Here is a 25,144-nt window from a genome sequence, read left to right as displayed (position 1 = left end):
GACCATGGCACGACCATCCAAGCTGACCGACGCCCAGTGGGAGAAGATCGGCAAGAGGCTGCTTGACGGCGAATCGGCCGCAGCCCTGGCGCGAGAGTTCGGCGTCAGCAAGGCCAACATCAGCGCACGCTTTTCTGAACGGATCAGAAACGTAAAAGAGGCGGCAAATCAAATAGTTACAGCCGAGCGTTCACTTTCGATGCTGAACGTTTCTGAACAAATCGCCGCGCGTTCACTTGCCGACAGGCTGAAGGCGATCAGCGGGCACCTCGCCGGGGCCGCCGAGTACGGGGCATCGACCGCGCATCGCCTGGCAGGCATCGCCAACGCGAAGGCCCTGGAGGTGGACGACGCGAAGCCGCTGGACGACAAGAGCCGCACCGCGCTGGCTGACATCGCCGTGCTGTCGAAGATGGCGAACGAGGCCAGCCAGATCGGCATGAACCTGCTCAAGGCAAACCAGGAGGCGGTAGACGCTGCTGCCCGGCGCGAGGTCGAGCAGGAAGGCCCAGCCGGCCGCGAAATCACCGTCACCCTCGTCGCACCGAAGGCACCCGCATGAATATCGAATGTCCCGAGAAGCTGCACTTCCTGTTCACGCCGGCCCGGTACAAGGTAGCGCGCGGCGGCCGCGGCTCTGGCAAGTCGTGGGGCTTCGCTCGTGCACTGATCGTGCGGGCGCTGCAGAAGACGACGCGCATCCTGTGCACGCGGGAAGTGCAGAAGTCGATCCAACAATCGGTGCACCAGCTGCTGTCCGACCAGATCGCAAGCCTGGGCGTGGCCGAGAAGTTCGAGGTGCTTGACAAGGAAATCCGCTGCCTGACGAATGGCTCGTGCTTCTACTTCGCTGGCCTGTCAGATGTGACAGCTACCACGCTGAAATCGTTCGAGGGCGTCGACATCTGCTGGTGCGAGGAAGCGCAGGCAATCACTGAAAAGTCGTGGAAGACGCTGGTTCCGACCATCCGCAAGGCCGGCTCGGAAATATGGGTCACGTACAACCCGGAGCTGGAGACGGACCCGACGCACGAGCGCTTCGTCACGAACCCGCCGCCCGACTGCGTGTCGGTGCTGATGAACTACTCGGACAACCCGTGGTTCCCGGACGTGCTGGAGCAGGAGCGCCTGCACGCCAAGGCGACGATGCGGCCTGAGGACTACGGCCACGTGTGGGAGGGCCAGTGCAAGCCGGCCGTCGAAGGCGCCATCTACTTCGAGGCCATGAGCGCCACGGTGGCCGCCGGCCGTATCCGCGAGGTGCCGCACGACGGCTCGCTCAAGACGCACGTGATCTTCGACCTGGGCATGGCTGACAGCATGACGCTGATCCTCGTGCAAAAGGTGGCGTCGGAGCTGCGCGTCATCCACTACATCGAGGGCACGCAGCGCATCCTGGCGGACTACAGCCAGGAGCTGCGCAGCCTGCGCCTGGACGATCAACCGATGAACTGGGGCAGTGTGTACCTGCCGCACGACGGCTTCCACACGCGCCACCAGACCGGCAAGGATGATGCGACGGTGCTGCGCGGCCTGGGCTGGACGGTGGCGCAGATCCCGAACATGGCCGTGAATACCGGCATCGACCGGGCCCGCGAGGTGTTCCCACGCGTGTACTTCCACAAGGCTCGCACGGAACGGCTGGTGGAATGCCTGAAGCGGTACCGCTGGAACATCAGCCAGAAGACGGGCGAGGGCGCGCACCCGCTGCACGACCAGTACAGCCACGGCGCGGACGCGTTTCGCTACATGGCGATCGTGGCCGACCAGCTGAGCAACGAAGAATGGGGCGGCACGCTGAATATGCCGCGCCTGGGCTACGCATAACTTTTCATCAACGAACATGGGCAACGCTGTGAAGCGCCCCATCCCTACATGGCAAACGCAAGCAAGATCGATGACTACAGCCTGAAGGCGATGATCGACGACGAGGTCCGTCAGTCCTTCGGCTACGGCGATGGCGAGCTGGAGAGCGCGCGCCGCCGCAACGAGGTGTTCTTCCTGGCCCAGCCGAAAGACGAACTGGCGCCGCCCGACATCGAAGGCCGCTCCAAGGTCGTCGATACCACGGTGCGCAACACGGTGCTGGGCATGCAAGCGCCCCTCATGAAGACGTTCTACGGCTCCGACAACGTGTTCGAGTTCGAGGAAACGCGCCAGGAGGATGCGCCCAAGGCCAAGCTCATCTCGGCCTACGTCAACCACGTGTTCCGCAAAACGAACCCGGGCTACATCATCACGGCCACGTGGATTCGAGAAGCGCTGCTGCTCAAGAAAGGCATCATCAAAGTCTGGTGGGACGCATCGGACATCGAAAGCAAGGAGGAATACAGCGGCCAGACGCCCGAGCAGCTGGCGATGCTGATGGACGACCCGGAAGTCGAGGTCGTCGCGCAGATGTCGTATCCGGACGAGGAGGCCGAGCAGGACAAGGCCCGCGTGCTGGAGCAGGCCAGCGCACAGCTGGCGCAGATGCAACAGGCGGCGATGGCTGACCCGCAGGCCGCCCAGCAGTACGAGGCGGCGACGCAGCAGTTCGCAGCCATGCAGGCCCAGCCCGTGCCGATGCTGTACGACGTCACGTGCAAGCGGGTGAAGACCGGCGGCCGCGTCACCATCGAGAACGTGCCGCCCGAGGAATTCCTCATCAGCCGGCGTGCGAAGTCCGTCAAGGATGCTCAGTTCGTCGCGCACCGGTTCCGCCGTCGCGTCTTCGAGCTGGAGGCGGCCGGCTACGACGTGCCCGAGCACCTGGGCGACGACCTGGCCGCCGCCGGCCTGTCCACGGAGCGAGCGCAGCGCGAGCAGTACGACGGCTACGACCGCCGCGACGACGGCTCGCACCCGGACCCATCGCAGCGTGAAGTGTGGGTGCTGGAATGCTACATGCAGGTCGACTACGACGGCGACGGCATCCCCGAGTGGCGCAAGGTCGTCAAGTGCGGCGATGCGATCCTGGCGAACGACGAGTTCGACGAGCCCCCGTTCGTCGCCCTGGGCGCCATCCCCATGCCGCACCAGTTCTTCGACATGTGCCCGGCCGACCTGGCGATCGAGCCGCAGAAGATCAAGACCAGCCTGAAGCGCGCGCAGCTGGACAACATGTACCTGCAGGTGAACGGCCGCACGTGGGCTGTGAACGGCCAGGTGAACCTGGACGACCTGTTGCGCTCGACCCCGGGCGGCGTGGTGCGTGTGAACAGCGCACAGGCTGTCGGCCGCCTCGATCAAGGCATCGGGGACATGGCCGGCGCGATGGCGCTGACGCAGTACTTCGACCAGGAGAACGAGGAATCGACCGGCTGGACCCGACAGAGCCAGGGCGGCAACGGCATGCAGCTGCAGCAGACGGCGACGGCGGCGAACATCATCACGAACCGCGCCGACATGCGGATCGAGGATATCAGCCGCTACATGGCCGAGACTGGCTTCACCGACCTGGGCAACATGATCCTGCGCCTGATCACCCGCTACCAGAAGAAGGCGGAAATGATCAAGATCGGCGGCGAGTGGGTCAACGTCGATCCGCGCGAGTGGACGAACAACTTCGACCTGACGATCAACGTCGGCCTCGGTACCGGCAACAAGGACCAGCTCGTGCAGCACCTGATGATGCTGGGCCAGACGCAGATGCAAGGCGCCCAGTTCGGCATCACGCGGCCGGAGAACCTCTACAACACTGGCATGCGGCTGGCAAATGCCCTGGGCTTCAAGGAGGGCGACGCCTTCTTTACCGACCCGGCGAAGAACCCGCCACCCGAGCAGCCGAACCCAGAAATGCTGAAGGTGCAGGCGGATCAACAACGACACGCGGCAGAGATGGAGGCCAGGCAGGCCCAGGCGCAGCTGCACGCACAACTGGAGGTGGAGAAATCGCGCATCCAGGCCGAGGCACAGATGCAGGTGGACCGCGAGCGCCAGGCCGCCGAGGCGCAGAAGCACGCCATCACGCTCCAGCACCAGGCCGAACTGGCCGCGCTGAAGGCTCAGTACGAGGCACAGGACCGTGCCGAGGAACGGGCATTCCGGGCCGAGCAGGCCGAGCGCGACCGCGACGCCAAGATTGTGTTGGCGCAGATCGCCGCCCAGCAGAAGAACGACGCGTCGCTTGCGGCCGCCGAACAGCAATCCAACGAGGACATGACGGGAGGCAGCGAATGAGCGTAGGAACGGTTTCCGAAGACGAGGATGGCGCTGTGCATGTCATGCCGCTGGGTGACATGCACGAGCACGAAACGTCCTGTGACTGCTGGTGTGGCCCGCAGGAGGACGAATACGGCGTGGTCGTGCACAACAGTTTCGATGGCCGCGAGGACTACGAAGTCGGCTCGCGGAAGGTGCATTGATGGAACTCGAGCAACGCATCTACGACGGCGACCAAGCACGCCTCGTGCTGGAAAACCCGGCCTTCGCGCAAGCGTTCGGCCAAATCGAACAGGAGTTGACAGACCAATGGAAGAAATCGCCAATCCGCGACCACGACGGGCGCGAAGAGCTGTTCCGGATGCAGATCGCGCTGGAGAAGGTGCGCCTGACGCTGGAGGCCACGATGACGGACGGGAAGCTGGCACGCCAGCACCTGGACCACGCGCAGAAGCTGGCGGCGAAGGAGCGGGCGCAGGGGATCGACACGACTGGATGGCCTTCGCCGTTCGTCTGAGCGGCGTGCCCGACCAGGTCTCGCGCTGCTGGCACCCGGCGCCACAGGCCGAACTGATCCCGGCCCACAACGGCTCGAACATCGCTGTACTGACCGGGGAGCCGGCCTACCAGCTCTCCAGCGGCGACATCGTCACCCTGTAACCACGAGGACCCCATGCACCCGAAATACTACATGTCCGGCCGCAAGCCGGTCTTCCACAAGCCGTACGAGGGCGAAAGCGGCGGCGGTGGCGCGCTGGACGCTGATGCGGCCGCCACAGCCATGGCCGCGCTGGACGAGCCGGCGCCGGCTGCCGAGAGCGCCGCCCCGCCAGCCGCCGAAGTGGCTCAGCCCGAAGCCGACGAGGCCGACGGCGGCGAGCAGCCTGATGATGACGGCCAGGACGACGGCGCGATCACGGTCGAGGTGGACGGCAAGGCGGTCCAACTGACGAAGGAGCAGATCGCGGAGGCGTACAAGAACGCCCAGCAGAGCGCCGACAGCGCCCGCGCCACGAGCGAGGCGACCGAGGCCCGCAAGCAGGCCGACGCGGAAGCGCAGAAGGCCCGCGAAGCGCGCGACACGTATGCACAGAAGCTGGCGACCGACACGGCGGCAGAGCAGCGCATCCTGCAAGACGCCGCGGCGCAGCTCACCGATGAACTGCTCGAATCCGACCCTGTGGCCTACATGAAGCTGCAGCGCACGCTGGACGCGCGCTACGCGAAGCTGCAACAGGACCAGGCCGAGCTGCAGCAGATCACGCACGCGCGCCAGCAGGAGCATGAGCAGGCGGTCAAGACGTACCAGGTCGAACAGAAAAAACTGCTGCTCGATAAGTTGCCGCACTGGAAGGACGAAGCCAAGGCGAAGGCCGAGGTCGGCCAGATCAAGGCATTCCTGGAGGCCGAGGGCTTCACCGCCGAGGAAGTCGGCCAATTTGGCGACCATCGCCTGGTGCTGCTGGCCCGCAAGGCGATGCAGCTGGATCAAATCACGTCGAAGGCAAAGCAGGCGACGGAGAAAATCGCCGGCCTGCCTCCGAAAGTGGAGCGCCCCGGCAACAAGAACGTCCGTCCTACCGATGGCCGTACGGTGGCAATGAAGCGGCTCAGTTCGTCCGGAAGCATCGACGACGCGGCCGCAGCGCTGTCCCTGCTTTAACCCTCAATTCATACGCCGCGAGGCGATAGGAGCTTTCACCCATGGCAGCACCAACCAATACCCAATCCTCGACCTCCGCCGTCGGTAACCGCGAGGACCTGACCGACATCATCGACCGCATCACGCCGTCGGAGACGCCGTTCTACTCGATGATCAAGAAGACCAAGGCGACCGGCACGCTGCACGAGTGGCAAACCCAGGCACTGCGCGCAGCCCAGCTGAACGCGCACGCCGAGGGCGACGACACGACCGCAACGGCTGTCACCCAGCAGGTCCGCCTGGGCAACCGCACGCAGATCCTGAAGGAAGCGGCAAGCGTGTCGGGCACCCAGGAGAACGTCGACAAGGCCGGTCAGAAGTCGGAGATGAATAAGCAGTTGGCCCTGAAAGGCGCCGAGCTGAAGCTGGACATCGAATACTCGCTGACCCGCAACAGCACGGCCGCGACCGCCCCGCGCACGATGCGCGGCCTGACCGGCTGGATGGACGCGGCCAACGTCAACGCCGGCGCCGGCTACGTCGCTCCGAACTACCAGAGCAACGTGGCGCAGACGGACGGTACGCAACGCGCATTCACCGAAACGCTGCTCAAGGACACGTTGCAGAAGACGTACATCTCCGGCGGCCGTCCAACGGTGCTGATGCTGGGTGCGGTGCCGAAGCAGACCTTCTCCACCTTCACCGGCAACGCCACTCGCCAGAAGGACGCCGACGACAGCAAACTGAACGCGACGATCGAAATCTACCGTTCGGACTTCGGCACGCTGTCGGCCGTGATCAACCTGCAACAGCGCGCCCGCGACGTGTTCGTCCTGCAGCCGGACAAGTGGGCCTTCGCCGTGCTGCGCCCTTGGGAAAAGTCCCCGCTGGCGAAAACGGGCGACAGCGAGCGCATGCAGATCCTGTTGGAAGGCACGCTCGAGGCCATCAATCCGAAGGCCAACGGCGCGGTGCTGGACATCTCGTAAGCCAGTAGCTGCCGCAAGCGCAGGGGCCTCCAAGCCCCTTTTTTCATACGCCGTGAGGCGATAGGAGAATCCATGTCCGCAATCACCATCGTGGCCGATGGCGTCAGCATCGCCACATCCGGCACTTCGGCTACGGCCACCCTGCCCAACACCAACGCCGGCACCAAGCCGCGCCTCATTCGTGTGGCCGCAACAGCCGCCGCACATGTCCAGCTGTTCAAGGATGGCACCGGCACGGCCACCACGGCAGACACGCTCGTGCAGCCTGGCGACGCCGTAACGCTCGTCGTCCCGGCCGGCACCAACAACATCGCCGCCATCCAATCCAGCGCCGCCGGCGTGGTCCAAGTTTCCCCGCTGGAGGATTGAATGACGGCCATCCAGAAGAATGTAAGCAGCCTGGTCGATATCACGGTTGCTCCGAATATCGTCGTCACCGCCGCCGCCGGCAGCGCCGGTCAGGCCATCACCTACAACGGTCCGACTGCCGCCGCCTTCACGATCGTCAACACCAGCACCCAGTACGCCATCGAATACCGTTGCGACGGCAAGGCGTGGCAGTACCTGGGCAAGGGCGTCGGCGCACGCATCGTGGGCAATCCCACCAACGTTTTCGCGCGCCTGATCAACGACGGCGCCACCAGCGTGCAGGTCGAGCTGTCTGCCGAGGGTCTGCCGACAGCTGGTGACGGCTTCCCGGTCGTTCCCAGCGGCCTAGCGCTCACCGCCAGCAATACCCAGTTCCCGAACTACGCGAAGGCGTTGGCTGAACTGGCAGCGGGTCAGAGCGCCGCCGGCGTCAACGTGGGCATCATTGGCGATTCACTGACCGTCGGCCAGTACGCCCTGACTTCGGCGCAAGCAGGCGTGGCGCCGTTCAGCCTGGCGCGGCTGCTGGCCGGCATGACCGGCGGTACCGACAACGCCACCTTTGGCGGCATCCAGAAGAGCGACGGCAATATCGGCAACCTGATCGCCTCCGATTCGCGGATCACGCAAGGGGCGGGAACTTCTTGGGTTTGCTCACAGTTGGGGCCGAAGGTCATCGGCGGCGGTTTCGACTATGTTGGCGCTAGTGCTGGCGCACCGCTGACGTTCACGCCCGATGCGCCATGGGATACGGTCGATATCTACTTCGTCACGAACACGGCATACGGAACGGCTGCGGTAAGCGGCGCGGTCACTGGCACCCTGAACACGGCTGGTGCGCTGGGCCTTGGCGTGCTGACGCTGACCAAGGCCCACGGTAATGGCGCGGTAACTCTCACGCCGAACGGAACCGGGCAAATTCACGTCGTCGGCATCAACTGCTACTCCAAGACAATCCCCAAGCTGAATTTCCTGAAGATGGGCGTCGGCAACAGCACGTCCGGCGATTGGGCTGACAGTGCTGCGAACTGGAGGTCTGTCCCCGCGCTGCAGTTGTTCATGGCAACGAGCAAGGTTCCGCTGTGGATCATCCAGCTCGGCACGAACGACATGATGACGAACGTGCCCGTGGCGACGTTCCAGACCAATCTGCAAACGGTCGTCACAACCGTCAAGCGGACGTCGTCGAACCTGGCTGGCGGCGATGTCGTGCTTATGGTCCCGCCGCCGATCCCCTTCGGGACGAAGGACGAGGCGCTGCAGATGTCGTTCCGTGACGCGATCTACGAGGTCGCGGGCGCCAATGGCCTGAGGGTGATCGACAACTATGTCGACTATGTGAACCCGGCCAATGGCAGTGCTCGTGGATGGTATTCGACGGTGCACTCGCTGCACATGAACGCCGCCGGCTACGGTCAGACCGCCTCGAACGTGTACAAGTCGATCGTCTCGTACAGGTAGCGGCATCAGCCCTGGCATGCCGCCCAGCGTGCCAGGGCATTTATCAACCTGATTACCAATGGGACAGTCCATGAACCCTGTACTGGCAGCGCAGCGTAAATACGCCGGCCTCACGACCACTTTGAAGACCGAAGACGACCGCCTGATCATCAGCGCGACGCAGGACTGCACGCCGATCGCTGAAAAGGCGAAGGCGCTCCACAACGCTGGCATCTACGGGTCGTCCGAGATGCGGCACGTCGCCAGCATTCCGCGCGTGATCGTCGAAAAATACATGAACGAGACCGGCGTTTCGTTCGCGGAGGTCATGGGCGACCAGACGCACATCAAGCGCATCTGCGAAAACCCGGACAACGCCATGTTCCGCATCTGGCCGGGGGCGCTGTAATGGCCCTGACGACATACGACGGCCTGGTCGCTGCGGTCGCCTCATGGGCACACAACAAGGCGCTGGCGCCGCAGATCCCGGATTGCATCGCCCTGGCGGAGGCACGCATCAAAGCGCTGCTGCAGGCGCGGGGCCAGGAGGAATCCACCACGCTGGCGACCGTGAAGGCCGCCAAGGGCGTGACCCTGCCGGCCGACCTGCTCCAGGTGCGCGCGGTGTCGATTCCTGGCATTGCGCCATCGATCGACTACGTCACGCCCGCGCAGTACGCCGCGCACTACGACGGCTCGCTTGGGCAGCCGCGCGAATACACGATGGTCGACGGCCAGATGCAGCTGGGGCCGGTGCCGGACGCCGTCTACAGCATGACGCTGGTCTACCAGGCCAGTTACCCGGCCCTGTCGTCCACGAACCAGACGAACGGCCTGCTGACGAAGTGGCCGAACTTGTACCTGTGGGGCGCGCTCGTGGAAGCCGCGACGTTCATGGAAGACCCCGAGCGCCTGGCGAAGTACGAAGGCAAGTTCGCCTCCGCGCTGGCCGGCATCAACACGATCGAGGCGACCGGTACCGGCTCGCTGACGGTCAAAACCGATACGAGGACCCCATAGATGGCGCTCGAGATTTTCTCCTTCCTGTCGAGCCTGGTCAAAACCAGCCCGACGCCAGGCGATCCGAAGGCCCGCGGCGACGACCATATTCGCGGCATCAAGACCGCGCTCGTGAAGTCGTTCGCCGGCTTCCCTGGCGCGATCATGGTCAGCGGCACGGACAGCGGCGTGGCGAATACCTACGTGCTGGCGCCATCGGAGCCACTGACCGAGTACAGCACGCGCATGATCGTTACTTTCCTGCCGGCGAACACGAACGGCGGCGCGTCGACGCTGAACATTTCCGGGCTTGGTGCGCGCACGATCAAGAGCGTCAACGGCGCGGCTTTGAATAACGGCGACATCATGGCCGGGCAGCCGCTCGTGCTGGTGTATGACGGCACCGCTTTCCGCCTGACCGCCCCAACGAAGAACTACGTCGATCAGCTGGTGGTTTCCAACGCTTTCCCGGTCAACCCGTCGGACAACGGCAAGCTGTTGACGAACAACGGGACGAGCGCGTTTTTCTCCGACACGCTGTCAATCGCGCTGAACGAGAAGCGTGGAGCGGATGTCGCCAGTTCGGCTACGACAAACCTGGCGGCCGCCACAGGCAACTACGTGCACGTGACCGGTAGCGCGACGATCACCGCGATCACGCTGGCAGCGGGTGCGGAGCGGACTGTCACGTTCGATGACGCGCCTGTGCTGGTGAACTCGGCCGCGCTCATCTTGCCGACGGCGGCGAACATCAACGTGTCGCCCGGCGACACAGCTGTGATCCGTGGCGAAGGGTCCGGCGCTGTAAAAGTCGTGGGCTACAACCGCGCATCCGGACGGGCGGTGATCGAGCAAACAGCACCCGGTATGGTACTGCTGGGCGCGGTAACCGCCAGTGGCGGCTCAACGGCCATCGACTTCCTGAACGTCTTCAGTGCCGCGTACGACCAATACGTGGTGGAGGTGGCCGGCCTGGCACATACCGGTGCAGCTGCAGTTCAACTGACATTAGCGCTGGCGCAGGGTGGCGTCGTAGGCTCGTCCTTCAGCATCTCGTCCAGGGTGACCGAGAACTTCAATTACACGAGCACCACGACCTACACGAGCTCTCAGAACGTATCGCTGGGGATATTCGATCCATCGGCCTACATCTACGGCCGCATCCATGTGGACGGGATGAATGACGCCAGCCTTCCGAAGGCTGTGACCTCGCGGCTGACATCACAGACGACAGCGACGCCGCCCGTCACCAAGGACGTCTCAGCAAATTCGGGGATCTCTCCGACGGCTCCGCTGAGCGGGCTGCGGCTCACGCTGGCCGGCAGCAACACGTTCCTGGCGGGTGGAGTGATCCGCGTGTTCGGCGTGCGCAAGGCATAAGGGGTGAGCATGCCGACCGTCGATTACTGGGATGAGGTGGATAAGTGCCAAAAGCAGCGCGATACGACACCGGCCGAGGATCTGGCGATCGAGCGTGCGAAACGGCAGCAGGAGCAGGGCGGACAGGCCGGTAAGCCTGACCACGCCGATGAACATAATCTGAAGGAGCCAAACTATGGCAGCAGCACAATCTTACGCAAGTAGCCCACGGTTCGCGACGGGCAAGCTGTCCGCGGCGAACACCGCGCGTGATGGTACCGGCACGATCGTAACGGTCTTCACAGCTGGCGGCGCGGGCTCGCGTATCGAATCGATCAACATCCAGGCCACCGGCCCGACGACGCAAGGCATGGTGCGCTTGTTCGTGCACGACGGGACTAACTCGAACCTGGTCGGAGAGGTCCCAGTTTCGCCGGTGACCCCAAGCGGCACGCAGCCAGCGTTCGGCGTGCGCCTGACGACGGCAAACCTGTCCGACCTGCTGCCGCTGATCCTTCCCGCTGGTCACTCGCTGCGTGCGGCGCCCAACAACGCCGAGACGTTCAACGTCATTGCCGTGGGCGGCGACTTCTAACGGACCACGATTATGCTCGTCAAAGTGCGCAATGCCGGCGCCGCCGGCGTCATCAAAGACCTGTCGAAGCACGAACTCCCGCTGGGCGCCTGGACCGATGCGAGCAACGTGCGGTTTCTCGACGGGTACTGCCAGCCGTTCCTGGGACACGGGAGCGTGTTCGGCGCGCCGGCGGTTACGCCGTACCACACGCTACCCGTCGCGGCGAATGGGAAGCGATATTGGCTCTACGCCAGCTCTGACAAGGTATATGCCGTGTCGCTCAGTGGCGGCGATCCTGCGCATCTGGACCTGACGCCGCAGGATACGACTCTCGGCCTGAAGTACGCTGCGCAGCCTATGTTCGGCGCCCTTGGCTTGAACGCGGGGACGAGCACCAACATCGGCACGCACCAACCGGCGCAGGCATTCGGGGGCACGGCATATTCGAGCCTGCAGGCTGGGTTGCAGGAAAGCGCAATGTCGTCTCATGTAGCGGCCCCGTCGTTCTCCCGGTCGGCCTTGCAAGCTGGCGTGATGCCTGCGAACGCGCCAACCCAGGCTGCAACGCTGACGGTAGGGTTGGTGACAACGGACAGGCCCCTGAATATGCAGCCGAATCAGATCACTTCCACGCTGCTGTCCGGCATTCCGATCATCAACCCCGGGAATCTGACGGACCCTCCACAACGCTGGAATCTGGACGAGGAAAGCCGCTTCGAGACGCTGGACAACTGGCCGGACGATACCTTCTGCCAGTCGTTGCGGTCGTATAAGGGCTATCTGGTCGCGCTCAACATCACCAAGAATGGACAGAACTACCCCTTCATGGTGAAGTGGTCGAGCCCAGCCGAGCCTGGCGCAGTGCCTTCGACATGGGACATTGCTGACCGCACACAGGACGCGGGCGAATATGACCTGGCCGAGAGCAACGGGCGCATCGTGGACGGCCTGCAGCTGCGCGACTCCTTCATGATCTACAAGGAGGACAGCGTGTGGCGCATGGACTACACCGGCGGCGACTACGTGTTCCGCTTCACGAAGGTATTAGGCGTGTCCGGGGCGCTCAACCGAAATTGCATCGCCGACATCGACGGCGCACACATCGTGCTGACCGGCTCCGACGTGATCCTGCATGACGGCCAGCAGGGCGCATCGATTCTGGACAAGCGAGCGCGCCGTGCGTTGTTCCAGGACTTCGACGTCAGCGCGACGGATCGGGCCTTCATCGTCAAAAACCCGTTCCTGAACGAGGTGTTCATCTGCTATGCGTCTGTGGGGTATTCGGTGCCAAACCGCGCGCTGGTCTACAACTACGTGGACAAAACCGTCACGTACCGGGATATGCCGAGCGTCCACCATGCGAATTATGGGCCGCTCGACGCAGGGCTCGGCGACACCTGGGATTCCGATTCGGACCCGTGGGAGTCGGACCTGACCCTGTGGAATGGGCCGGACTTCACGCCCAACTCGGCCCGGGTTCTCATGGCGTCGGATGCGCAGAAGCTTCTATTGCTGGACTCGTCAGCGACCTACGACGGCGAAAAGCCATCGAGCTACCTGGAGCGCGTTGGGCTGTCATTCGACCTGCCCGAACGGATCAAGCTGGTGCGCGGCGTCCGCGCGCGCATCACCGGCAATGTCGGCAGCACGGTCCTGATCCGTGTCGGAGCGTCGGACGATCCGTACGCAGACCCCGAATACGATGAGCCGATCGAACACGTCATCGGGGAAACGGTGTCGGCCGACTGCATGGTTTCGGGCCGCTACATCGCCCTGCGGATCGAGAGCGGCACGGCCTATTTTTACCGGCTCGACTCGTTCGATGTCGATGTGGTCGACGTGGGGGCGTACTGATGCGCGCGCCGACCATTACCACGGTGCAATACGCGCCCGGCCCGGTGCCGGTTAACCAGGCAGACCTGCCGCGCTACCTGGAGGAGGAGTTCAACAAGATCGCCGCCGCGGTGGCGCTGCTGCGGGACGGTGGCTACGCCGTCACGTACGCGCTACCGGACAAGCCGCGCGAAGGCATGGTGCGCTATTTCGACGGCGTGCAGGTCAATCCGACCGGTGCCGGCGGCGGCATCCACTATTACAACGGTTCGCAATGGATACGCCTGGGCTGAGGGAGGCGTACGAGGCCAGCCAGTGGGACCTGAAAGGCATGTCGTACGAGCAGTTCAGCCTGGCATTGCGTGGCACGCGCGTTGAGCCGGTCATGGTCGATGGCAAATGCTGCGGGGCCCTGGTCATCGCCGGCAATGAGCTGCACGCGTGTGTGCAGCCGCACGTGCGCGGGCGCTGGCTGAGCCGTCGGGTGCTGAGGCTACTGGATGCTGTGATCGCCCAGCACGGCGAAGCTGTGACGAGGGTCACGAGCGATGCCGGGCGCCGATTCGTCGAGGCGCTCGGATTTGAAAAAGACGGTGAACTCTACAGGAGCAGAAAGCAATGGGTATCTCATCGATGATCGGAATCGGCACGGGCCTCCTCGGTGGCGTGCTGGGGGGCAAGAAAGGTCCAACCAGCCAGACGACGACCGAGAACAGCACGCGCGACGGCACCGAATCGTCCTCGATGTCGAGCCAGTTGAACGGCAACGTTGGCAGCCTGGTCGGGCTGAACGGCGGCGGCTTGCTCGGGCGCCTGGGCGCTGCCTTCGATGGCGGCTCCAACGTCAGCGGCGCGGCCAATGGCTTCCTGAATGCCAATTCGGGACAGATCCTGAATAACGGTTACGCCGCCACCAATGCGCTGCAGTCGTACACCCCGGACGCGCCTACGATCGAGGGGGCGCAGGTGCGCGCGCCAGGCCAGAACAACCTCAACTTGGCCGGCGCGTTCGACCGCACGATCAACGGCGCGCCTGGCGCCAATCCGTACCTGGATGCGTCGATCAGCGGCGCCATCGCGCAGAACCGCCTGGGCTTCCAGCAGCTGCAGGATGACAGCACGGAGAACCTGCTGGGCAGCATCCTGCCGTCGATCCGTAGCGGCGCGATCGCCTCGGGCCAGTTCGGCGGGTCGCGCCAGGGCATTGCCGAGGGCAACGCGATCGGCACGGCGCAGAGGGAGCTGGCGCGCGCGGCTGCGCAGTTCGGCCAGAACGCCACCAATGCCGCTGTGGGCGCGAAAGCGAACGCCTACGAAACCGATTCGAACCGTGCGCTGTCGGCAATGCAGGGGCTGAGCGCCCATCAGTACGGCGTGGCGCAGCAGGACGCGGCGGCACGCCAGGCTGCCGACAACACGAACGTGCAGGCCCTGCTGGCGACGCGCGGCCAGAACGCATCAAACATGGCGACCGGCATCAGCCTGCAGCAGGGCCTACTGGGTAGCGCGGCTGGCCTGGGCAACAACGACCTGGGGCGCATGGGCGCGATCGGCGGCATCCTGGCGCCGTACCTGAACGCCGGCGCGACTGTGAACAGCACGGGCACGACCAGCAGCAAGACGAGCGGCACGTCGACGCAGCCGATCCAGCAGGACCGTCTGGGTGGTGCCATCGGTGGCGCCAGTAGCGCGCTCGGGCTGCTGGGTAAGTTCTCTGGCTTCTTCTAAGGAAATCACATGAGTCTTTTGGACTTCTTCTCGGGGAAAATGAGCCCGAAGCGGCCGACGGCCTGCTGGCTTTCGGGTCGGGCATGCTGCGCGCGTCAGGGCCTTCCACGAAGCCGCGCAGCTTCGGCTTGTCGCTGGCCGGCGGCGCCGAAGCATTGCAGGAAGCGGAGCAGCAACAGGGTGCCAAGCAGATGCAGTCGCTGCAGGCCAGGCTGTACGGCGTGCAGCTGCAGGACGCCGAGAGCGATCTCAAAAACCAGGAAGCACTGCGCGAGCGAGCCAAGGCGTTGCAGGAGTTCTACCGGAGCCGCGGTGCCACACCGGGCGGGCAGGCTGAGAGGGATGCCAGCGGCGTCGCGCCAGCGGTAGGTAGCAGAGAGCAGCCGGGCGGCGTGCCGGTCGCGCCGGGCTCCGGCGCTGGCGGCGGCCTGGGCGCCAGCCTGTTCCGGCAGCGCTTGGCCGAGTCGCAAGCCCTGCGTGCCGCCGGCTTCGGCCAGGAGGCGGATGCCGCCGAGGCAGCGGCGCTGAAGCTGCAGCCAAAGGTGAAGGAGCTGAAACAGGTGCAGGCCGGGGGCAAGGTGATGTACGCACCGATCTTCGAGGATGGAACCCCGGGGGAGCCGATCCCGTACGAAGCCGCCGTCGAGCTGGCCCGCGCTAACACGGGTGGCAGCACGGACCTGTACAACCCGATCACCGGCGCGACGGTGCGCAGCATGCGGAACACGGCATCGCCCGACGCTGTGCTGTCGGCCAGCACGGCACGCCGGGGGCAAGACATGGCCGACCGTCGCGCTGCCGAGGCGCAGGAGTTCCAGCGCTCGACATCGAAGGTGCCGGCCGGCTACCGCATGCTGTCCGATGGCTCGATGCAGGCGATTCCAGGCGGGCCGGCTGACCCGCGCGCCGGCAAGGAGGGGCTGCAGCGCACGCAGGACGCGCGAGACGTGCTGTCGCTTCTGGATGAGGCTCTGCCGCTGCTCAAAACCGCCACCAGCAGTTATGGTGGGCCGCGCTGGATCAGGTGGGGCGAGTGGTAGGCCTGAGCACTGCCGGTGCCGATGCCGCCGCTCAGCTGAAGGTGATCCAGGCCGCGGTGGTGTCGAAAATGCCAAAGATGACCGGTCCACAGTCCGATAAGGATGTACAGCTGTACCGCGAGGCCGCCGGCCAGCTTGGCGACCCAACGTTGCCGGTGTCGCAGCGCCTCGCTGCGGAAAAGATGGTGCGCTCGATCCAGCTGAAGTACGCAGGGCCCGACGCCGCACCAGTGCCGCAGCCGCCCGAAGGTGGGGGCGCCAGCGCGGCGCCGGCACGCAAGACGGCCACACTGGCCGACATCGCGGAAACTGCGCGACGCAGCGGCAAGACAACGGCCGAGGTTACGGCGGCGTTGCGCGCCAAGGGCTATACGATTGGAGGTAAATGATGGCTGGACGTGATCTCTCCGCGGAGCTGTTCGACGATGTGGCCCCGCCAGCGGCGCCGGCTGCACGGGCTGGCGCGGGACGCGATTTGTCGGCAGACCTGTTCGGCCCATCGACGTCGAAGCCGGCCGCGGCGCCACTGTCGCGCCTGGATAAAGTCGTCAAGGGCGTGCGCGACCCGATCGACGCTGGCGCCCAGCTGCTCACGCACTTGCTACCCGATAGCGTGGTCCGTGCCGGCAACCGCCTGAACAACATCATTGCGGACAAAACCGGCTTGGTCGGCCGCGTGGACGAGGGCGGCCTGGGCGATCTGGTTGCCGGCGGCAACGGCGCGAGCGGCGTCGACAAGATGGTCCGTGACGCGGAGGTGCAATACCAGGCCCGGCGCGCGGCCGGCGGCGAAGCCGGGTTCGACGGCTACCGCACGATCGGCAATCTGGTCAGCCCGGCGAACCTGGCGATTGCCTCGCGTCTGCCGGCGGCGGCATCGCTGGCAGGCCGCGTCGGCATGGGTGCCGTCGGCGGCGCCGCGTCCGGCGCGCTGACGCCCGTGGCGTCCGGCGACTTCGCCAGCGAGAAGGCCAAGCAGATCGGCGCCGGCGCGCTGGTGGGCGGCGCGATCCCGGCCGTTGCCGGCGGCCTGGGCCGCATCGTCAGCCCGAACGCGTCCAAGAATGCCGACTTGCAGCTGCTGAAGAGCGCAGGCGTGCGCCCGACCATCGGGCAGACGCTGGGCGGTGCGGCAAACCGGTTGGAGGAGCGCGCGACGAGCGTGCCGATCCTGGGCGACGCGATCACGGCCGCCCGCAAGCGCTCGCTGGAGGACTTCAACAAGGCGGCGATCGAACGCGCCGCGGGCAAGGTTGGCGCCAAGGTGGATGACATCGGACAGGACGGCGTGCGCCAGGCAGGCGACAAAATCAGCGCTGCGTACGAGGATGCGCTGGGCCAGATCAGCGGCGTGCGTCTGGATGGCAGTTTCGGGCGCGACCTGATGCAGTTGCGCGGCATGGCGCAGGGCCTGACGACCGACATGCGCAACAAGTTCAACAAGGTGATCAAGGAGACGATCGGGCGCAAGGGTTCGACGGGATCAATCCTGCCGGACGACTACAAGGCCGTCGATAGCGACCTGGGCAAACTGGCAGCTGACTACGGCGGCTCGTCGACGGCGTCGGAACGCGAGTTCGGCAGCGCGGTCCTGCAGCTGCAAAGCCTGCTCAAGCAGCAGATGCTGCGCAGCAATCCGAAGGTGGCGGACAAGCTCAAGGAGGCCGACAGCGCTTGGGCGAACCTGGTGCGCGTGGAGGGCGCGGCCAAGAGCGCCAAGAACGCCGACGGCGTGTTCACGCCTGCCCAGCTCAACATGGCTATCCAGGGCGCCGACAAGAGCGTGCGCAAGCGCGCGGTCGCGCGCGGCACGGCGCTGATGCAGGACCTCGGCAACGCCGGGCAGAACGTGCTGGGGAATCGCTACCCGGACAGCGGCACGGCCGGGCGTCTGCTGCTCAACGGCGGTGCGCTGGGCCTGGGCAGCGCGGTCAGCCCTGGCGCCCTGATCGGGCTGGGCGTGGGCGCTGGGCTGTACACGTCACCTGCGCAGCGCGCGCTGGTAGCGCTTGCGAGCTCGCGAAAACCAGGCGCCGAGAAGGCGGCCGAGCTCCTCCGGCAGTCCGCGCCCTATGCGCTCGGCGCGAGCGGCCAGCTTGGCCTTGGCCTGCTGGGCAACTAGCACCAGTAGTCCGGTTCCTGCGGAACTCACGCAGGCGCGTAGCAAGTTGTCGTCCATGTGTCCCCCTTAGTTTGCATCCCAACAATTATAGGCCACCTCCGGGTGGCCATTTTATTTCCCCTCACCCCTATGAAAGATATCCCCATGAGCATCGAAACTGCGGGCGGCGTCGCCGGCTGGAAACTGATCGGCGGCTTGGCCGGCGCCGGGGCGATTGGCGCGGGCTTGGCCGCCATCGTCGTGATGTGCCTGACCAAGCCGCGCAGCACGGAGGAATGGATCGTCGGGCTGATCTCGACCGTGGTCGGGTCCATCGCTGGCGGCGCGGCGGTGGTCCAGCACTTCGGGCTGCAGGCATGGGCGGACACGCCGACGGGTCTGGTGGCGATGCTGGGCCTGGTGTTCTCGTGCGGGCTGCCGGCGTGGGCGGTCGTGCGCTGGCTGTTCAACTACATCAACAAGCGCGGCAACGCCACGATCGACGAGATCGCGCGCGAGATCAAACAGGAAATCGTATGAACATCACCGCCGAACAACTGCTGAAGATCGCGCCGAAGGTCGGCGCCAGCGCGGGCGTGTACGTGGCGGCGCTCAACGCGGCCATGTCCCGCTACTGCATCGACACGCCGAAGCGTGCGGCGCACTTCCTGGCGCAGATCGTGCACGAAAGCGGCCAGCTGACACGCGTGCGCGAGAACCTGAACTATTCGGCGGCCGGCTTGCGGGATACCTGGCCGACGCGCTTCCCCAGCGTGGCCGGCGCCCAGCTGTACGCGCGCCAGCCGCAGAAGATCGCGAACTACGTGTACGCGAACCGGATGGGCAACGGCGACGAGAAGAGCGGCGACGGCTGGCGGTACCGCGGCGCCGGCTGGATCCAGCTGACCGGCCGGAAAAACCATTTCGAGGTGGCGGGCGCGCTGGGCGTGATCGGTGACGTCGGCGCCTTCCTGGAGACGATCCCTGGCGCGGCCACGTCGGCGGCCTGGTTCTGGTGGAAGACCGGCTGCAACAAGCTGGCCGACGCAGGCAACGTGGACGCCATCTCGGACCTGATCAATATCGGGCGCCGCACCGGGAAGGTCGGCGATTCCCACGGGTTTGACAGGCGGCAGAGCCTGACGCGCCATTGCCTGGCGGTGCTGTCATGACCGCGCTGGAGCGCCTGGTGGTGCAGCTCGCCGCCTGCGCGCTGCTCATGCTGGGCGCCTGGCTGTGGCACCGGCACGAGGTGTCGGCCGCGCACAAAGCTGGCTGGGCCGCTGCCGTGTTGGCCGGCGAGCAGCAGCGCCAGGCCGACAGCGACAAGGCCCAGCGGGACGAGCGCGCCCTGCGGGAGCAGTTTGCCGAGCGCGCCCAACAATATTACGAGAAGGAAAGTATTTATGAAAGCACCCTTGCTGACGCTCAGCGCCGTGTGCGCACTGGGGTTGACAGCCTGCGCTGCCCCGCAGCCGGCGCCGTACAGGCCAGCGCCGCGCCCGCAGATCGACCCGCTGCCGCAGCATCTACGCCTGACGAACCTGGAGCGCCAGTTGTGCCAGAGGTGGCTGCTGACATTCTCGGCAACGCCGCAGCAGTTGCTGGACTCGTGCGGAAGTACGACGAACTCGCCGCCCGATATGACGCCTGCCGCGCAGTGAACAACGGGGCGCCGCCAGCCGACTGATATACTGTGCATCCGTACAGTATAGACCAGCCATGAACGGTACCAGCTCATCCTTTAACTGCGCACCCTCGAAGCCGCTATGGGTCGGCATGCCGGTGTCCGTCGTACGCCTGCGGGTGGACGGGCGCCGGCTTACGGCCGACGAGTACCGGGCCGCGGAGCCGCTGCGTGGCCGGCTGATCCTGCGGCCCACCGACAAGTGGCAGACCGGCGGCGGCGCCAGCCACATTGCCGAGCTGGCAAAGCCAGGGCAGGGCGACCACGGGTTCCTGGGCGCGCCGCTGTTCAACCCGGTAGTGGAACAGATCGACCATCGCGGCATCGTGCTGAGCGGCTACGAGACGCGCCTGGTCGGCGGGGCGGTGCAGCATGTCGAACAGGTGTGGCTGGTCAGCTTTGCTGCGGCACCCGACGACGCCGCGCCGGCTCGCTGATCACGCGGCAGATGACGGGGAAGGGCACGCCCAGCTCGTCGAGGAACCTGGCCACGGCGCGCGGGCCGACGTCGGGGAGGGCGGGTAGTACCTCGTCGATGGTCTGTGCTTGGCGCCAGTTCGGCCGGCCGGGGTCTTCGGTTTGCATGGGGCCAGCGTACCGCGCCAGATGGGCGGGGCCCTTGCGCTACATCTTCATCAGTCCAGTCGTGCGGCCAGATTCTCGGCCGTCTCGTTGTAGTAGGTCTGCAACTGGTTGAGGTTTGTGTGCCCGACCATGCGCGCCAGCTCGAGCACTGTCAGCTTGCGGGCCAGGCGGGTGATCGCCTCGTGCCGGCTGTCGTGAAAAGTCAGTCCATCGATCTGCGCCCTCGCTTTTGCCTTGCGGAAGAGGGCGTCGAGCGTCGATGACGATATGCCAAACACCGTATCACCCGACGGCGGCAGGTACGCCAGAAGCTCACGGGCCCGCTTCGACAGGGGCACGTCGCGCTTGCGACCGTTCTTCGTCATCGGCAGGTGGGCCACGGCGCCGGTGACATTGCCGGGCGCTAAGGAGCAGATTTCGCCGGCACGCATGGCGGTTTCGATTGCGAACAGGAACGCGACCGCGACAGCCCCACTCTTCGTCTGGACCGGCTGCTCGTCGAAGCCCAGCGCGAAGCACAGCCGATCGATCTCGTCATCGCTGATGCGTCGGTCGCGCGCAGCCGCCTCCTTCGGTCGCCGGACGTTCGTGGTGGGCGTGCTGGCGATCCACTTCCATTCCTGCTGCGCGGTGCTGAACACGTGCGACAGCAGGTTCATATCACGGTTCACCGTGGAGCCAGACACCGGCTTATCCCCCGACATTCGACTGTCCCGCCACGCGCCCAGCACCTCGGGCGTGACCGCCTCCAGGGGCATGCTGCCCAGATCCTGACCGTTGACCTTATGGCGCGCGATCGCGTTCATCCGGACAATTTCCCATCGCATCCCGCGCTTGTGCGCCGACACCTCTTTTTCGTACCGGTGAAACGCCTCAAGCAACGTGTGCTTCTTTCCGCGCGTGGCGCCGCCCTGACGGATTTCGGTCTCACGCTGCGCCGCCCAGGCCGCGGCCTCGGCCTTTGTCGTGAATGTTGCGGATTCGCGTACCTCGCCTACCCACACCTGGACACGCCAGACGGTCCTCCCCTTCGACACATCCTTCTTGAAACTTGCCATTTTCGTGATTCGTTCGTGGAATTTTCGTGGAGCGTAGCAGAAAAGCGCGGTTTTATGTGGGGAAGTGCGATCTTCGGTTGCTCATCAAGAGTCGCGCAAGCCCTTGATTCTAATGGTAATGCGGGGAAAAAAGAGGGATGGTGAGATGCTGTCGTGGTGCCCCGGGCCGGAATCGAACCGGCACGGCCTTGCGGCCAACGGATTTTAAGTCCGGTGTGTCTACCAATTTCACCACCGGGGCACAGCCCGACATTATGACATGTCCGCAGGCTAACTTCCAGAGTGGACAACGCTGGCGTCCCCGCGTCATCCGGCGCTTTGGCCCTGCCCGCCGATTGGTGTAGCATGCCGCTTGCTTTATCAAGGACCCAACCATGCAAATCAAGATCAACGACGTGCTGAAAGCCTATATCGAGCCGCTGACGGAAGCGGAGCACGCCGCCCTCGAGCGCAGCCTGCTGGCCGAAGGCTGCCGCGATGCGCTAGTGCTGTGGGACGACATCCTGGTCGATGGCCACAACCGCTACGCGATCTGCCAGCAACACGGCATCCCGTACAAGGTGATCCAGAACACCACCTTCAAGAGCATGGAAGACGTCATGCTGTGGATGATCGACAATCACCTGGGCCGGCGCAGCGTGTCGGACTTCCAGCGCGGCGTGCTGGCGCTGCGCAAGAAGGACATCCTGGCGCAGCGCGCCGAGGAAATGGCCGCGCGCACCCAGGCGGAAGATGCCGCCATCGCGCCGCCCGAACCGGACCACGAAGTGCCGGTCGCGCCAAAGGTGCGCACGTCGCGCGAGGACATCGCCCGCGCCGCGCGCCTGTCCACCAATACCATCAGCCAGATCGAGAAGATCCAGAAGACGGCGACGCCGGAACTGGTCGAGGCGGTACGCACCGGCACCATCTCCATCAACGCGGCCGCCACGGTGGCGACGTTGCCACCCGAGGACCAGGTGCAAGCGGTCGCCGGCGGCAAGAAGTTCCTGCAGCAGGCCGCCAAGGAAATCCGCGAACAGCGCGCCGCGTCGCGCCCCCCGAAGCCCGCCAAGCCGGCGCCGTGGGAGGATGGGGGCGAACCGCCGTCGCTGCCATCCCAACCGCTGACGGAAGTGGAACACCTGCGCGCCGAGGTCGCCCAGCTGAAGGAAAAGAACGCGGCGCTGCGCGCCGAGAATGCCGAGCTGCGCGAACGGATCGCCCAGCTGGTGGATGCTTCCTGATTCCGCATCCTGATCTTTAACCCGCTCCCGGGAGCTGTCATGCCGAGATTGTCCCCCACGCTGGCGCTGTGCGCCTTGCTGTCCGCCGCGGTACCGTTGGGCGCCCATGCCCGGCAAGCGCAACCCGCCACGGCGCCCGTTACGGCGCAGGGCAAACTGACCGCCGCCGAAGTGCAGCGGCTGGAAGCGCTGGCGGCGCGGGTGACGATCCTGCGCGACAAGTGGGGCATCCCGCACGTCTACGGCAAGACGGACGCGGATGCCGTGTTCGGCATGCTGTACGCGCAGGCCGAGGACGATTTCAATCGCGTCGAGCGCAACTTCATCACGGCGTTGGGGCGCGCCGCCGAGGTCGATGGCGAGAAGGCCCTGTACGACGACCTGCGCATGAAACTGTTCATCCAGCCGGACCGGCTGCAGGCACAGTACCGGGCCAGTCCCGCATGGCTGAAAAAGCTGATGAACGCCTGGGCCGATGGTTTGAACTGGTACCTGCACACCCATCCCGAGGTGCGGCCGGCGCTGCTGGCGCGCTTCGAGCCGTGGATGGCGCTGGCGTTCTCGGAAGGCAGCATCGGCGGCGACATCGAGGAAATCGACGTCAAGGAACTGCAGCGCTTCAACGAGGGCCGTCCGCAGCTGGCGGGGGCCGCCGCGGCCGGGTTGCGCGAGCCGGGCGGCTCGAACGGCTTTGCCATCGCGCCGAAGCTGACGAAGAACGGCCATGCGCTCCTGATGATCAATCCGCACACGTCGTTCTACTTCCGGCCCGAGATCCACGTGACCAGCGAGGAAGGCCTGAACGCCTACGGGGCCGTGACATGGGGTCAGTTCTTCGTCTACCAGGGCTTCAACGACCGTCTGGGGTGGATGCACACGTCCGGCGGCGGCGACGTCATCGACGAGTTCCTGGAAACCGTTACGGAACGGGACGGCAAGTACTACTACCGCTACGGCAACGAGGAGCGCCCCGTGCGGGCCGTCGAGATCAGGCTGCCGTACAAGAGCGCTGCGGGCATGGCGGAAAAGACCGTCACCGCCTACTTTACCCATCACGGGCCAGTGGTGCGGCGCGAGGCCGGCAAGTGGGTGTCCGTGGCGCTGATGAACGAGCCCTTGAAGGCCCTGCAGCAGTCCTACCTGCGCACCAAGGCGCGCAACTACAAGGCGTTCTGGCAGGCGATGGAGTTGCGCACAAACTCCTCCAACAACACGGTGTATGCGGATGCGGACGGCAACATCGCCTACTTCCACGGTAACTTCATTCCCGTGCGCGACCCTCGCTTCGACTACACCCAGCCGGTCGACGGCAGCAACCCGGCCACCGACTGGAAGGGCCTGCACGCCGTGAAAGACACGATCCACCTGTTCAACCCGAAGAACGGCTGGATCCAGAACACGAACAACTGGCCGTTCTCGGCGGCCGGCGAGTCCAGCCCGCGGCCGCAGGACTACCCGCCCTACATGTCGATGAACCCGGAAAACGCGCGCGGCCTCCACGCCGTGCGGGTGCTCAAGGACAAGCAGGACTTCACGCTCGACAGCCTGATCGCCAGCGCCTACGACAGCCAGCTGACGGCATTCGAGCCACTGCTGCCACTGCTGCTGCGGGCCTATGACGACGCACCGGCGGGCGATGTGGCGAAGGCCCGCCTGACGGAGCAGATCACGCTGCTGCGCGGCTGGGACCTGCGTTACTCGATCAAGTCGGTGCCCACGTCGCTGGCGATCTACTGGCTGCAGCACCTCGTCAAGGTGCACGGTCCGGCCGCAAAGGAGCAACGCATCCCCGTGCTGGATTACCTTGCGACCCAGGTCACCCCGCGCCAGCGGCTGGAAGCGCTGGTGCAGGCGTCGAACAAGCTCGACGCCGACTTCGGCACGTGGAAGACGCCATGGGGCGAGATCAACCGTTTCCAACGGTTGACGGGCGACATCCGCCAGCCGTTCGACGACAGCAAGCCCAGCATTCCGGTGCCGTACGCCTCGGGCAACTGGGGCGCGCTGGCCGCGTTCGGCATGACGTCGCCGCAGACGACGCGGCGCATCTACGGCGAGCGGGGCAACAGCTTCGTGGCCGCCGTCGAGTTCGGCCCTCGCGTGCGCGCGAAAAGCATCCTGGCCGGTGGCCAGAGCGGCGATCCGAAGTCGCCGCACTTTACCGACCAGGCGGAGATGTACGCGCGCGGCCAGTTCAAGGATGTGCTGTTCTACAAGGAAGACGTGCTGAAAAACCTGGAGCGGCAGTACCACCCGGGCCAATAAGGCCCGCGCCGTTGCGGGCGCGCAAACGCGCCGGCAAAACGCTACCCGTGCCGTGCCGACGGGCGCACAATGACTGCATGCGCATGCAGTCTTGCGCGGGAGG

General features: G+C 65.4%; 29 protein-coding genes and 1 tRNA gene. 28 read left to right on the top strand and 2 right to left on the bottom strand.

The genetic code is table 11. From position 1 onward, the window contains the following. Positions 1 to 4: 4 nt before the first annotated feature. From PX653_RS08955 to PX653_RS08830, 26 genes are all read left to right on the top strand, one after another. A complete protein-coding gene (locus PX653_RS08955; RefSeq protein WP_277417544.1) occupies positions 5 to 562 on the top strand; it encodes a helix-turn-helix domain-containing protein in 558 nt (185 codons plus the stop codon). Beyond that, positions 559 to 1,827, top strand: a complete 1,269-nt coding sequence (locus tag PX653_RS08950; RefSeq protein ID WP_277417543.1) for a PBSX family phage terminase large subunit — start codon at positions 559 to 561, stop codon at positions 1,825 to 1,827. Before PX653_RS08955 ends, PX653_RS08950 begins: the two co-directional genes overlap by 4 nt. A gap of 48 nt (positions 1,828 to 1,875) precedes the next feature. Then, positions 1,876 to 4,161 (top strand): portal protein, encoded by a 2,286-nt coding sequence (locus tag PX653_RS08945; RefSeq protein WP_277417542.1) that lies wholly within the window; start codon positions 1,876 to 1,878, stop codon positions 4,159 to 4,161. Beyond that, positions 4,158 to 4,346, top strand: coding sequence for a hypothetical protein (locus PX653_RS08940; protein ID WP_277417541.1), 189 nt, complete (start codon positions 4,158 to 4,160; stop codon positions 4,344 to 4,346). Before PX653_RS08945 ends, PX653_RS08940 begins: the two co-directional genes overlap by 4 nt. After that, positions 4,346 to 4,660 carry a hypothetical protein gene (locus PX653_RS08935; protein WP_277417540.1) on the top strand — a complete coding sequence of 105 codons (315 nt, stop codon included), beginning with the start codon at positions 4,346 to 4,348 and terminating at the stop codon, positions 4,658 to 4,660. Before PX653_RS08940 ends, PX653_RS08935 begins: the two co-directional genes overlap by 1 nt. After that, on the top strand, positions 4,639 to 4,803 hold the full coding sequence (locus PX653_RS08930) for a hypothetical protein (RefSeq protein WP_277417539.1): 165 nt from the start codon (positions 4,639 to 4,641) through the stop codon (positions 4,801 to 4,803). Before PX653_RS08935 ends, PX653_RS08930 begins: the two co-directional genes overlap by 22 nt. 13 nt (positions 4,804 to 4,816) lie before the next feature. Further along, on the top strand, positions 4,817 to 5,806 hold the full coding sequence (locus PX653_RS08925; protein WP_277417538.1) for a hypothetical protein: 990 nt from the start codon (positions 4,817 to 4,819) through the stop codon (positions 5,804 to 5,806). Positions 5,807 to 5,847: 41 nt separating this feature from the next. Next, on the top strand, positions 5,848 to 6,774 hold the full coding sequence (locus PX653_RS08920) for a DUF5309 domain-containing protein (protein ID WP_277417537.1): 927 nt from the start codon (positions 5,848 to 5,850) through the stop codon (positions 6,772 to 6,774). 72 nt (positions 6,775 to 6,846) lie between these two features. Continuing rightward, on the top strand, positions 6,847 to 7,143 hold the full coding sequence (locus PX653_RS08915) for a hypothetical protein (protein ID WP_277417536.1): 297 nt from the start codon (positions 6,847 to 6,849) through the stop codon (positions 7,141 to 7,143). After that, the gene (locus PX653_RS08910) at positions 7,144 to 8,604 is read left to right on the top strand and encodes an SGNH/GDSL hydrolase family protein (protein WP_277417535.1); all 1,461 of its coding nucleotides are present in this window, start codon (positions 7,144 to 7,146) and stop codon (positions 8,602 to 8,604) included. Positions 8,605 to 8,674: 70 nt separating this feature from the next. Continuing rightward, a complete protein-coding gene (locus PX653_RS08905) occupies positions 8,675 to 8,992 on the top strand; it encodes a hypothetical protein (protein WP_277417534.1) in 318 nt (105 codons plus the stop codon). Then, positions 8,992 to 9,603 carry a phage adaptor protein gene (locus PX653_RS08900; RefSeq protein WP_277417533.1) on the top strand — a complete coding sequence of 204 codons (612 nt, stop codon included), beginning with the start codon at positions 8,992 to 8,994 and terminating at the stop codon, positions 9,601 to 9,603. Before PX653_RS08905 ends, PX653_RS08900 begins: the two co-directional genes overlap by 1 nt. Next, positions 9,604 to 10,962, top strand: coding sequence for a hypothetical protein (locus PX653_RS08895; protein WP_277417532.1), 1,359 nt, complete (start codon positions 9,604 to 9,606; stop codon positions 10,960 to 10,962). Between the two features lie 9 nt (positions 10,963 to 10,971). Beyond that, complete coding sequence (locus PX653_RS08890) at positions 10,972 to 11,166, top strand: hypothetical protein (protein WP_277417531.1); 195 nt, start codon at positions 10,972 to 10,974, stop codon at positions 11,164 to 11,166. Continuing rightward, a complete protein-coding gene (locus tag PX653_RS08885) occupies positions 11,138 to 11,536 on the top strand; it encodes a hypothetical protein (RefSeq protein WP_277417530.1) in 399 nt (132 codons plus the stop codon). The genes PX653_RS08890 and PX653_RS08885 overlap by 29 nt, the downstream gene beginning before the upstream one ends. Positions 11,537 to 11,548: 12 nt before the next feature. Further along, positions 11,549 to 13,372, top strand: coding sequence for a hypothetical protein (locus PX653_RS08880; RefSeq protein WP_277417529.1), 1,824 nt, complete (start codon positions 11,549 to 11,551; stop codon positions 13,370 to 13,372). Then, positions 13,372 to 13,644: a hypothetical protein gene (locus PX653_RS08875; RefSeq protein WP_277417528.1), complete on the top strand. Its 273-nt coding sequence runs from the start codon at positions 13,372 to 13,374 to the stop codon at positions 13,642 to 13,644. The genes PX653_RS08880 and PX653_RS08875 overlap by 1 nt, the downstream gene beginning before the upstream one ends. Next, positions 13,626 to 13,988, top strand: coding sequence for a GNAT family protein (locus PX653_RS08870; RefSeq protein ID WP_277417527.1), 363 nt, complete (start codon positions 13,626 to 13,628; stop codon positions 13,986 to 13,988). The genes PX653_RS08875 and PX653_RS08870 overlap by 19 nt, the downstream gene beginning before the upstream one ends. Next, positions 13,970 to 15,079: a hypothetical protein gene (locus PX653_RS08865; protein ID WP_277417526.1), complete on the top strand. Its 1,110-nt coding sequence runs from the start codon at positions 13,970 to 13,972 to the stop codon at positions 15,077 to 15,079. The genes PX653_RS08870 and PX653_RS08865 overlap by 19 nt, the downstream gene beginning before the upstream one ends. Positions 15,080 to 15,162: 83 nt before the next feature. Continuing rightward, positions 15,163 to 16,119 (top strand): hypothetical protein, encoded by a 957-nt coding sequence (locus PX653_RS08860; RefSeq protein ID WP_277417525.1) that lies wholly within the window; start codon positions 15,163 to 15,165, stop codon positions 16,117 to 16,119. Beyond that, complete coding sequence (locus tag PX653_RS08855) at positions 16,113 to 16,508, top strand: hypothetical protein (protein ID WP_277417524.1); 396 nt, start codon at positions 16,113 to 16,115, stop codon at positions 16,506 to 16,508. Before PX653_RS08860 ends, PX653_RS08855 begins: the two co-directional genes overlap by 7 nt. Next, complete coding sequence (locus PX653_RS08850) at positions 16,505 to 18,241, top strand: hypothetical protein (protein WP_277417523.1); 1,737 nt, start codon at positions 16,505 to 16,507, stop codon at positions 18,239 to 18,241. The genes PX653_RS08855 and PX653_RS08850 overlap by 4 nt, the downstream gene beginning before the upstream one ends. Positions 18,242 to 18,385: 144 nt before the next feature. Further along, positions 18,386 to 18,760: a hypothetical protein gene (locus PX653_RS08845; RefSeq protein WP_277417522.1), complete on the top strand. Its 375-nt coding sequence runs from the start codon at positions 18,386 to 18,388 to the stop codon at positions 18,758 to 18,760. Continuing rightward, positions 18,757 to 19,392, top strand: a complete 636-nt coding sequence (locus tag PX653_RS08840) for a glycoside hydrolase family 19 protein (RefSeq protein WP_277417521.1) — start codon at positions 18,757 to 18,759, stop codon at positions 19,390 to 19,392. The genes PX653_RS08845 and PX653_RS08840 overlap by 4 nt, the downstream gene beginning before the upstream one ends. After that, on the top strand, positions 19,389 to 19,910 hold the full coding sequence (locus PX653_RS08835) for a hypothetical protein (RefSeq protein WP_277417520.1): 522 nt from the start codon (positions 19,389 to 19,391) through the stop codon (positions 19,908 to 19,910). The genes PX653_RS08840 and PX653_RS08835 overlap by 4 nt, the downstream gene beginning before the upstream one ends. Before the next feature lie 89 nt (positions 19,911 to 19,999). Further along, positions 20,000 to 20,344, top strand: coding sequence for a hypothetical protein (locus PX653_RS08830; RefSeq protein ID WP_277417519.1), 345 nt, complete (start codon positions 20,000 to 20,002; stop codon positions 20,342 to 20,344). Between the two features lie 198 nt (positions 20,345 to 20,542). Here the strand turns inward: PX653_RS08830 and PX653_RS08825 are convergent, their stop codons facing one another. Further along, positions 20,543 to 21,550 carry a tyrosine-type recombinase/integrase gene (locus PX653_RS08825; protein ID WP_277417518.1) on the bottom strand — a complete coding sequence of 336 codons (1,008 nt, stop codon included), beginning with the start codon at positions 21,548 to 21,550 and terminating at the stop codon, positions 20,543 to 20,545. 154 nt (positions 21,551 to 21,704) lie between these two features. Continuing rightward, positions 21,705 to 21,791: transfer RNA gene (locus tag PX653_RS08820), tRNA-Leu, on the bottom strand. A gap of 133 nt (positions 21,792 to 21,924) precedes the next feature. Between PX653_RS08820 and PX653_RS08815 the strand changes: the two genes are divergently transcribed. Both PX653_RS08815 and PX653_RS08810 read left to right on the top strand, forming a co-directional pair. After that, positions 21,925 to 22,776 carry a hypothetical protein gene (locus PX653_RS08815; protein ID WP_277417517.1) on the top strand — a complete coding sequence of 284 codons (852 nt, stop codon included), beginning with the start codon at positions 21,925 to 21,927 and terminating at the stop codon, positions 22,774 to 22,776. Between the two features lie 39 nt (positions 22,777 to 22,815). Beyond that, the gene (locus PX653_RS08810) at positions 22,816 to 25,041 is read left to right on the top strand and encodes an acylase (protein ID WP_277417516.1); all 2,226 of its coding nucleotides are present in this window, start codon (positions 22,816 to 22,818) and stop codon (positions 25,039 to 25,041) included. Positions 25,042 to 25,144 lie beyond the last annotated feature (103 nt).

This window comes from Pseudoduganella chitinolytica (assembly GCF_029028125.1).
Classification (GTDB): domain Bacteria; phylum Pseudomonadota; class Gammaproteobacteria; order Burkholderiales; family Burkholderiaceae_D; genus Rugamonas; species Rugamonas chitinolytica.
Note: the sequence above shows the minus strand (reverse complement) of the source record. Positions and strands in the feature narration are given on the sequence as shown.

Bases quoted from the DNA above. Each gene is read 5' to 3' on its own strand.
- PX653_RS08955 (WP_277417544.1), top strand. From the start codon at position 5: ATGGCACGACCATCCAAGCTGACCGACGCCCAGTGGGAGAAGATCGGC.
- PX653_RS08950 (WP_277417543.1), top strand. From the start codon at position 559: ATGAATATCGAATGTCCCGAGAAGCTGCACTTCCTGTTCACGCCGGCC.
- PX653_RS08945 (WP_277417542.1), top strand. From the start codon at position 1,876: ATGGCAAACGCAAGCAAGATCGATGACTACAGCCTGAAGGCGATGATC.
- PX653_RS08940 (WP_277417541.1), top strand. From the start codon at position 4,158: ATGAGCGTAGGAACGGTTTCCGAAGACGAGGATGGCGCTGTGCATGTC.
- PX653_RS08935 (WP_277417540.1), top strand. From the start codon at position 4,346: ATGGAACTCGAGCAACGCATCTACGACGGCGACCAAGCACGCCTCGTG.
- PX653_RS08930 (WP_277417539.1), top strand. From the start codon at position 4,639: ATGGCCTTCGCCGTTCGTCTGAGCGGCGTGCCCGACCAGGTCTCGCGC.
- PX653_RS08925 (WP_277417538.1), top strand. From the start codon at position 4,817: ATGCACCCGAAATACTACATGTCCGGCCGCAAGCCGGTCTTCCACAAG.
- PX653_RS08920 (WP_277417537.1), top strand. From the start codon at position 5,848: ATGGCAGCACCAACCAATACCCAATCCTCGACCTCCGCCGTCGGTAAC.
- PX653_RS08915 (WP_277417536.1), top strand. From the start codon at position 6,847: ATGTCCGCAATCACCATCGTGGCCGATGGCGTCAGCATCGCCACATCC.
- PX653_RS08910 (WP_277417535.1), top strand. From the start codon at position 7,144: ATGACGGCCATCCAGAAGAATGTAAGCAGCCTGGTCGATATCACGGTT.
- PX653_RS08905 (WP_277417534.1), top strand. From the start codon at position 8,675: ATGAACCCTGTACTGGCAGCGCAGCGTAAATACGCCGGCCTCACGACC.
- PX653_RS08900 (WP_277417533.1), top strand. From the start codon at position 8,992: ATGGCCCTGACGACATACGACGGCCTGGTCGCTGCGGTCGCCTCATGG.
- PX653_RS08895 (WP_277417532.1), top strand. From the start codon at position 9,604: ATGGCGCTCGAGATTTTCTCCTTCCTGTCGAGCCTGGTCAAAACCAGC.
- PX653_RS08890 (WP_277417531.1), top strand. From the start codon at position 10,972: ATGCCGACCGTCGATTACTGGGATGAGGTGGATAAGTGCCAAAAGCAG.
- PX653_RS08885 (WP_277417530.1), top strand. From the start codon at position 11,138: ATGGCAGCAGCACAATCTTACGCAAGTAGCCCACGGTTCGCGACGGGC.
- PX653_RS08880 (WP_277417529.1), top strand. From the start codon at position 11,549: ATGCTCGTCAAAGTGCGCAATGCCGGCGCCGCCGGCGTCATCAAAGAC.
- PX653_RS08875 (WP_277417528.1), top strand. From the start codon at position 13,372: ATGCGCGCGCCGACCATTACCACGGTGCAATACGCGCCCGGCCCGGTG.
- PX653_RS08870 (WP_277417527.1), top strand. From the start codon at position 13,626: ATGGATACGCCTGGGCTGAGGGAGGCGTACGAGGCCAGCCAGTGGGAC.
- PX653_RS08865 (WP_277417526.1), top strand. From the start codon at position 13,970: ATGGGTATCTCATCGATGATCGGAATCGGCACGGGCCTCCTCGGTGGC.
- PX653_RS08860 (WP_277417525.1), top strand. From the start codon at position 15,163: ATGCTGCGCGCGTCAGGGCCTTCCACGAAGCCGCGCAGCTTCGGCTTG.
- PX653_RS08850 (WP_277417523.1), top strand. From the start codon at position 16,505: ATGATGGCTGGACGTGATCTCTCCGCGGAGCTGTTCGACGATGTGGCC.
- PX653_RS08845 (WP_277417522.1), top strand. From the start codon at position 18,386: ATGAGCATCGAAACTGCGGGCGGCGTCGCCGGCTGGAAACTGATCGGC.
- PX653_RS08840 (WP_277417521.1), top strand. From the start codon at position 18,757: ATGAACATCACCGCCGAACAACTGCTGAAGATCGCGCCGAAGGTCGGC.
- PX653_RS08835 (WP_277417520.1), top strand. From the start codon at position 19,389: ATGACCGCGCTGGAGCGCCTGGTGGTGCAGCTCGCCGCCTGCGCGCTG.
- PX653_RS08830 (WP_277417519.1), top strand. From the start codon at position 20,000: ATGCCGGTGTCCGTCGTACGCCTGCGGGTGGACGGGCGCCGGCTTACG.
- PX653_RS08825 (WP_277417518.1), bottom strand. From the start codon at position 21,550: ATGGCAAGTTTCAAGAAGGATGTGTCGAAGGGGAGGACCGTCTGGCGT.
- PX653_RS08815 (WP_277417517.1), top strand. From the start codon at position 21,925: ATGCAAATCAAGATCAACGACGTGCTGAAAGCCTATATCGAGCCGCTG.
- PX653_RS08810 (WP_277417516.1), top strand. From the start codon at position 22,816: ATGCCGAGATTGTCCCCCACGCTGGCGCTGTGCGCCTTGCTGTCCGCC.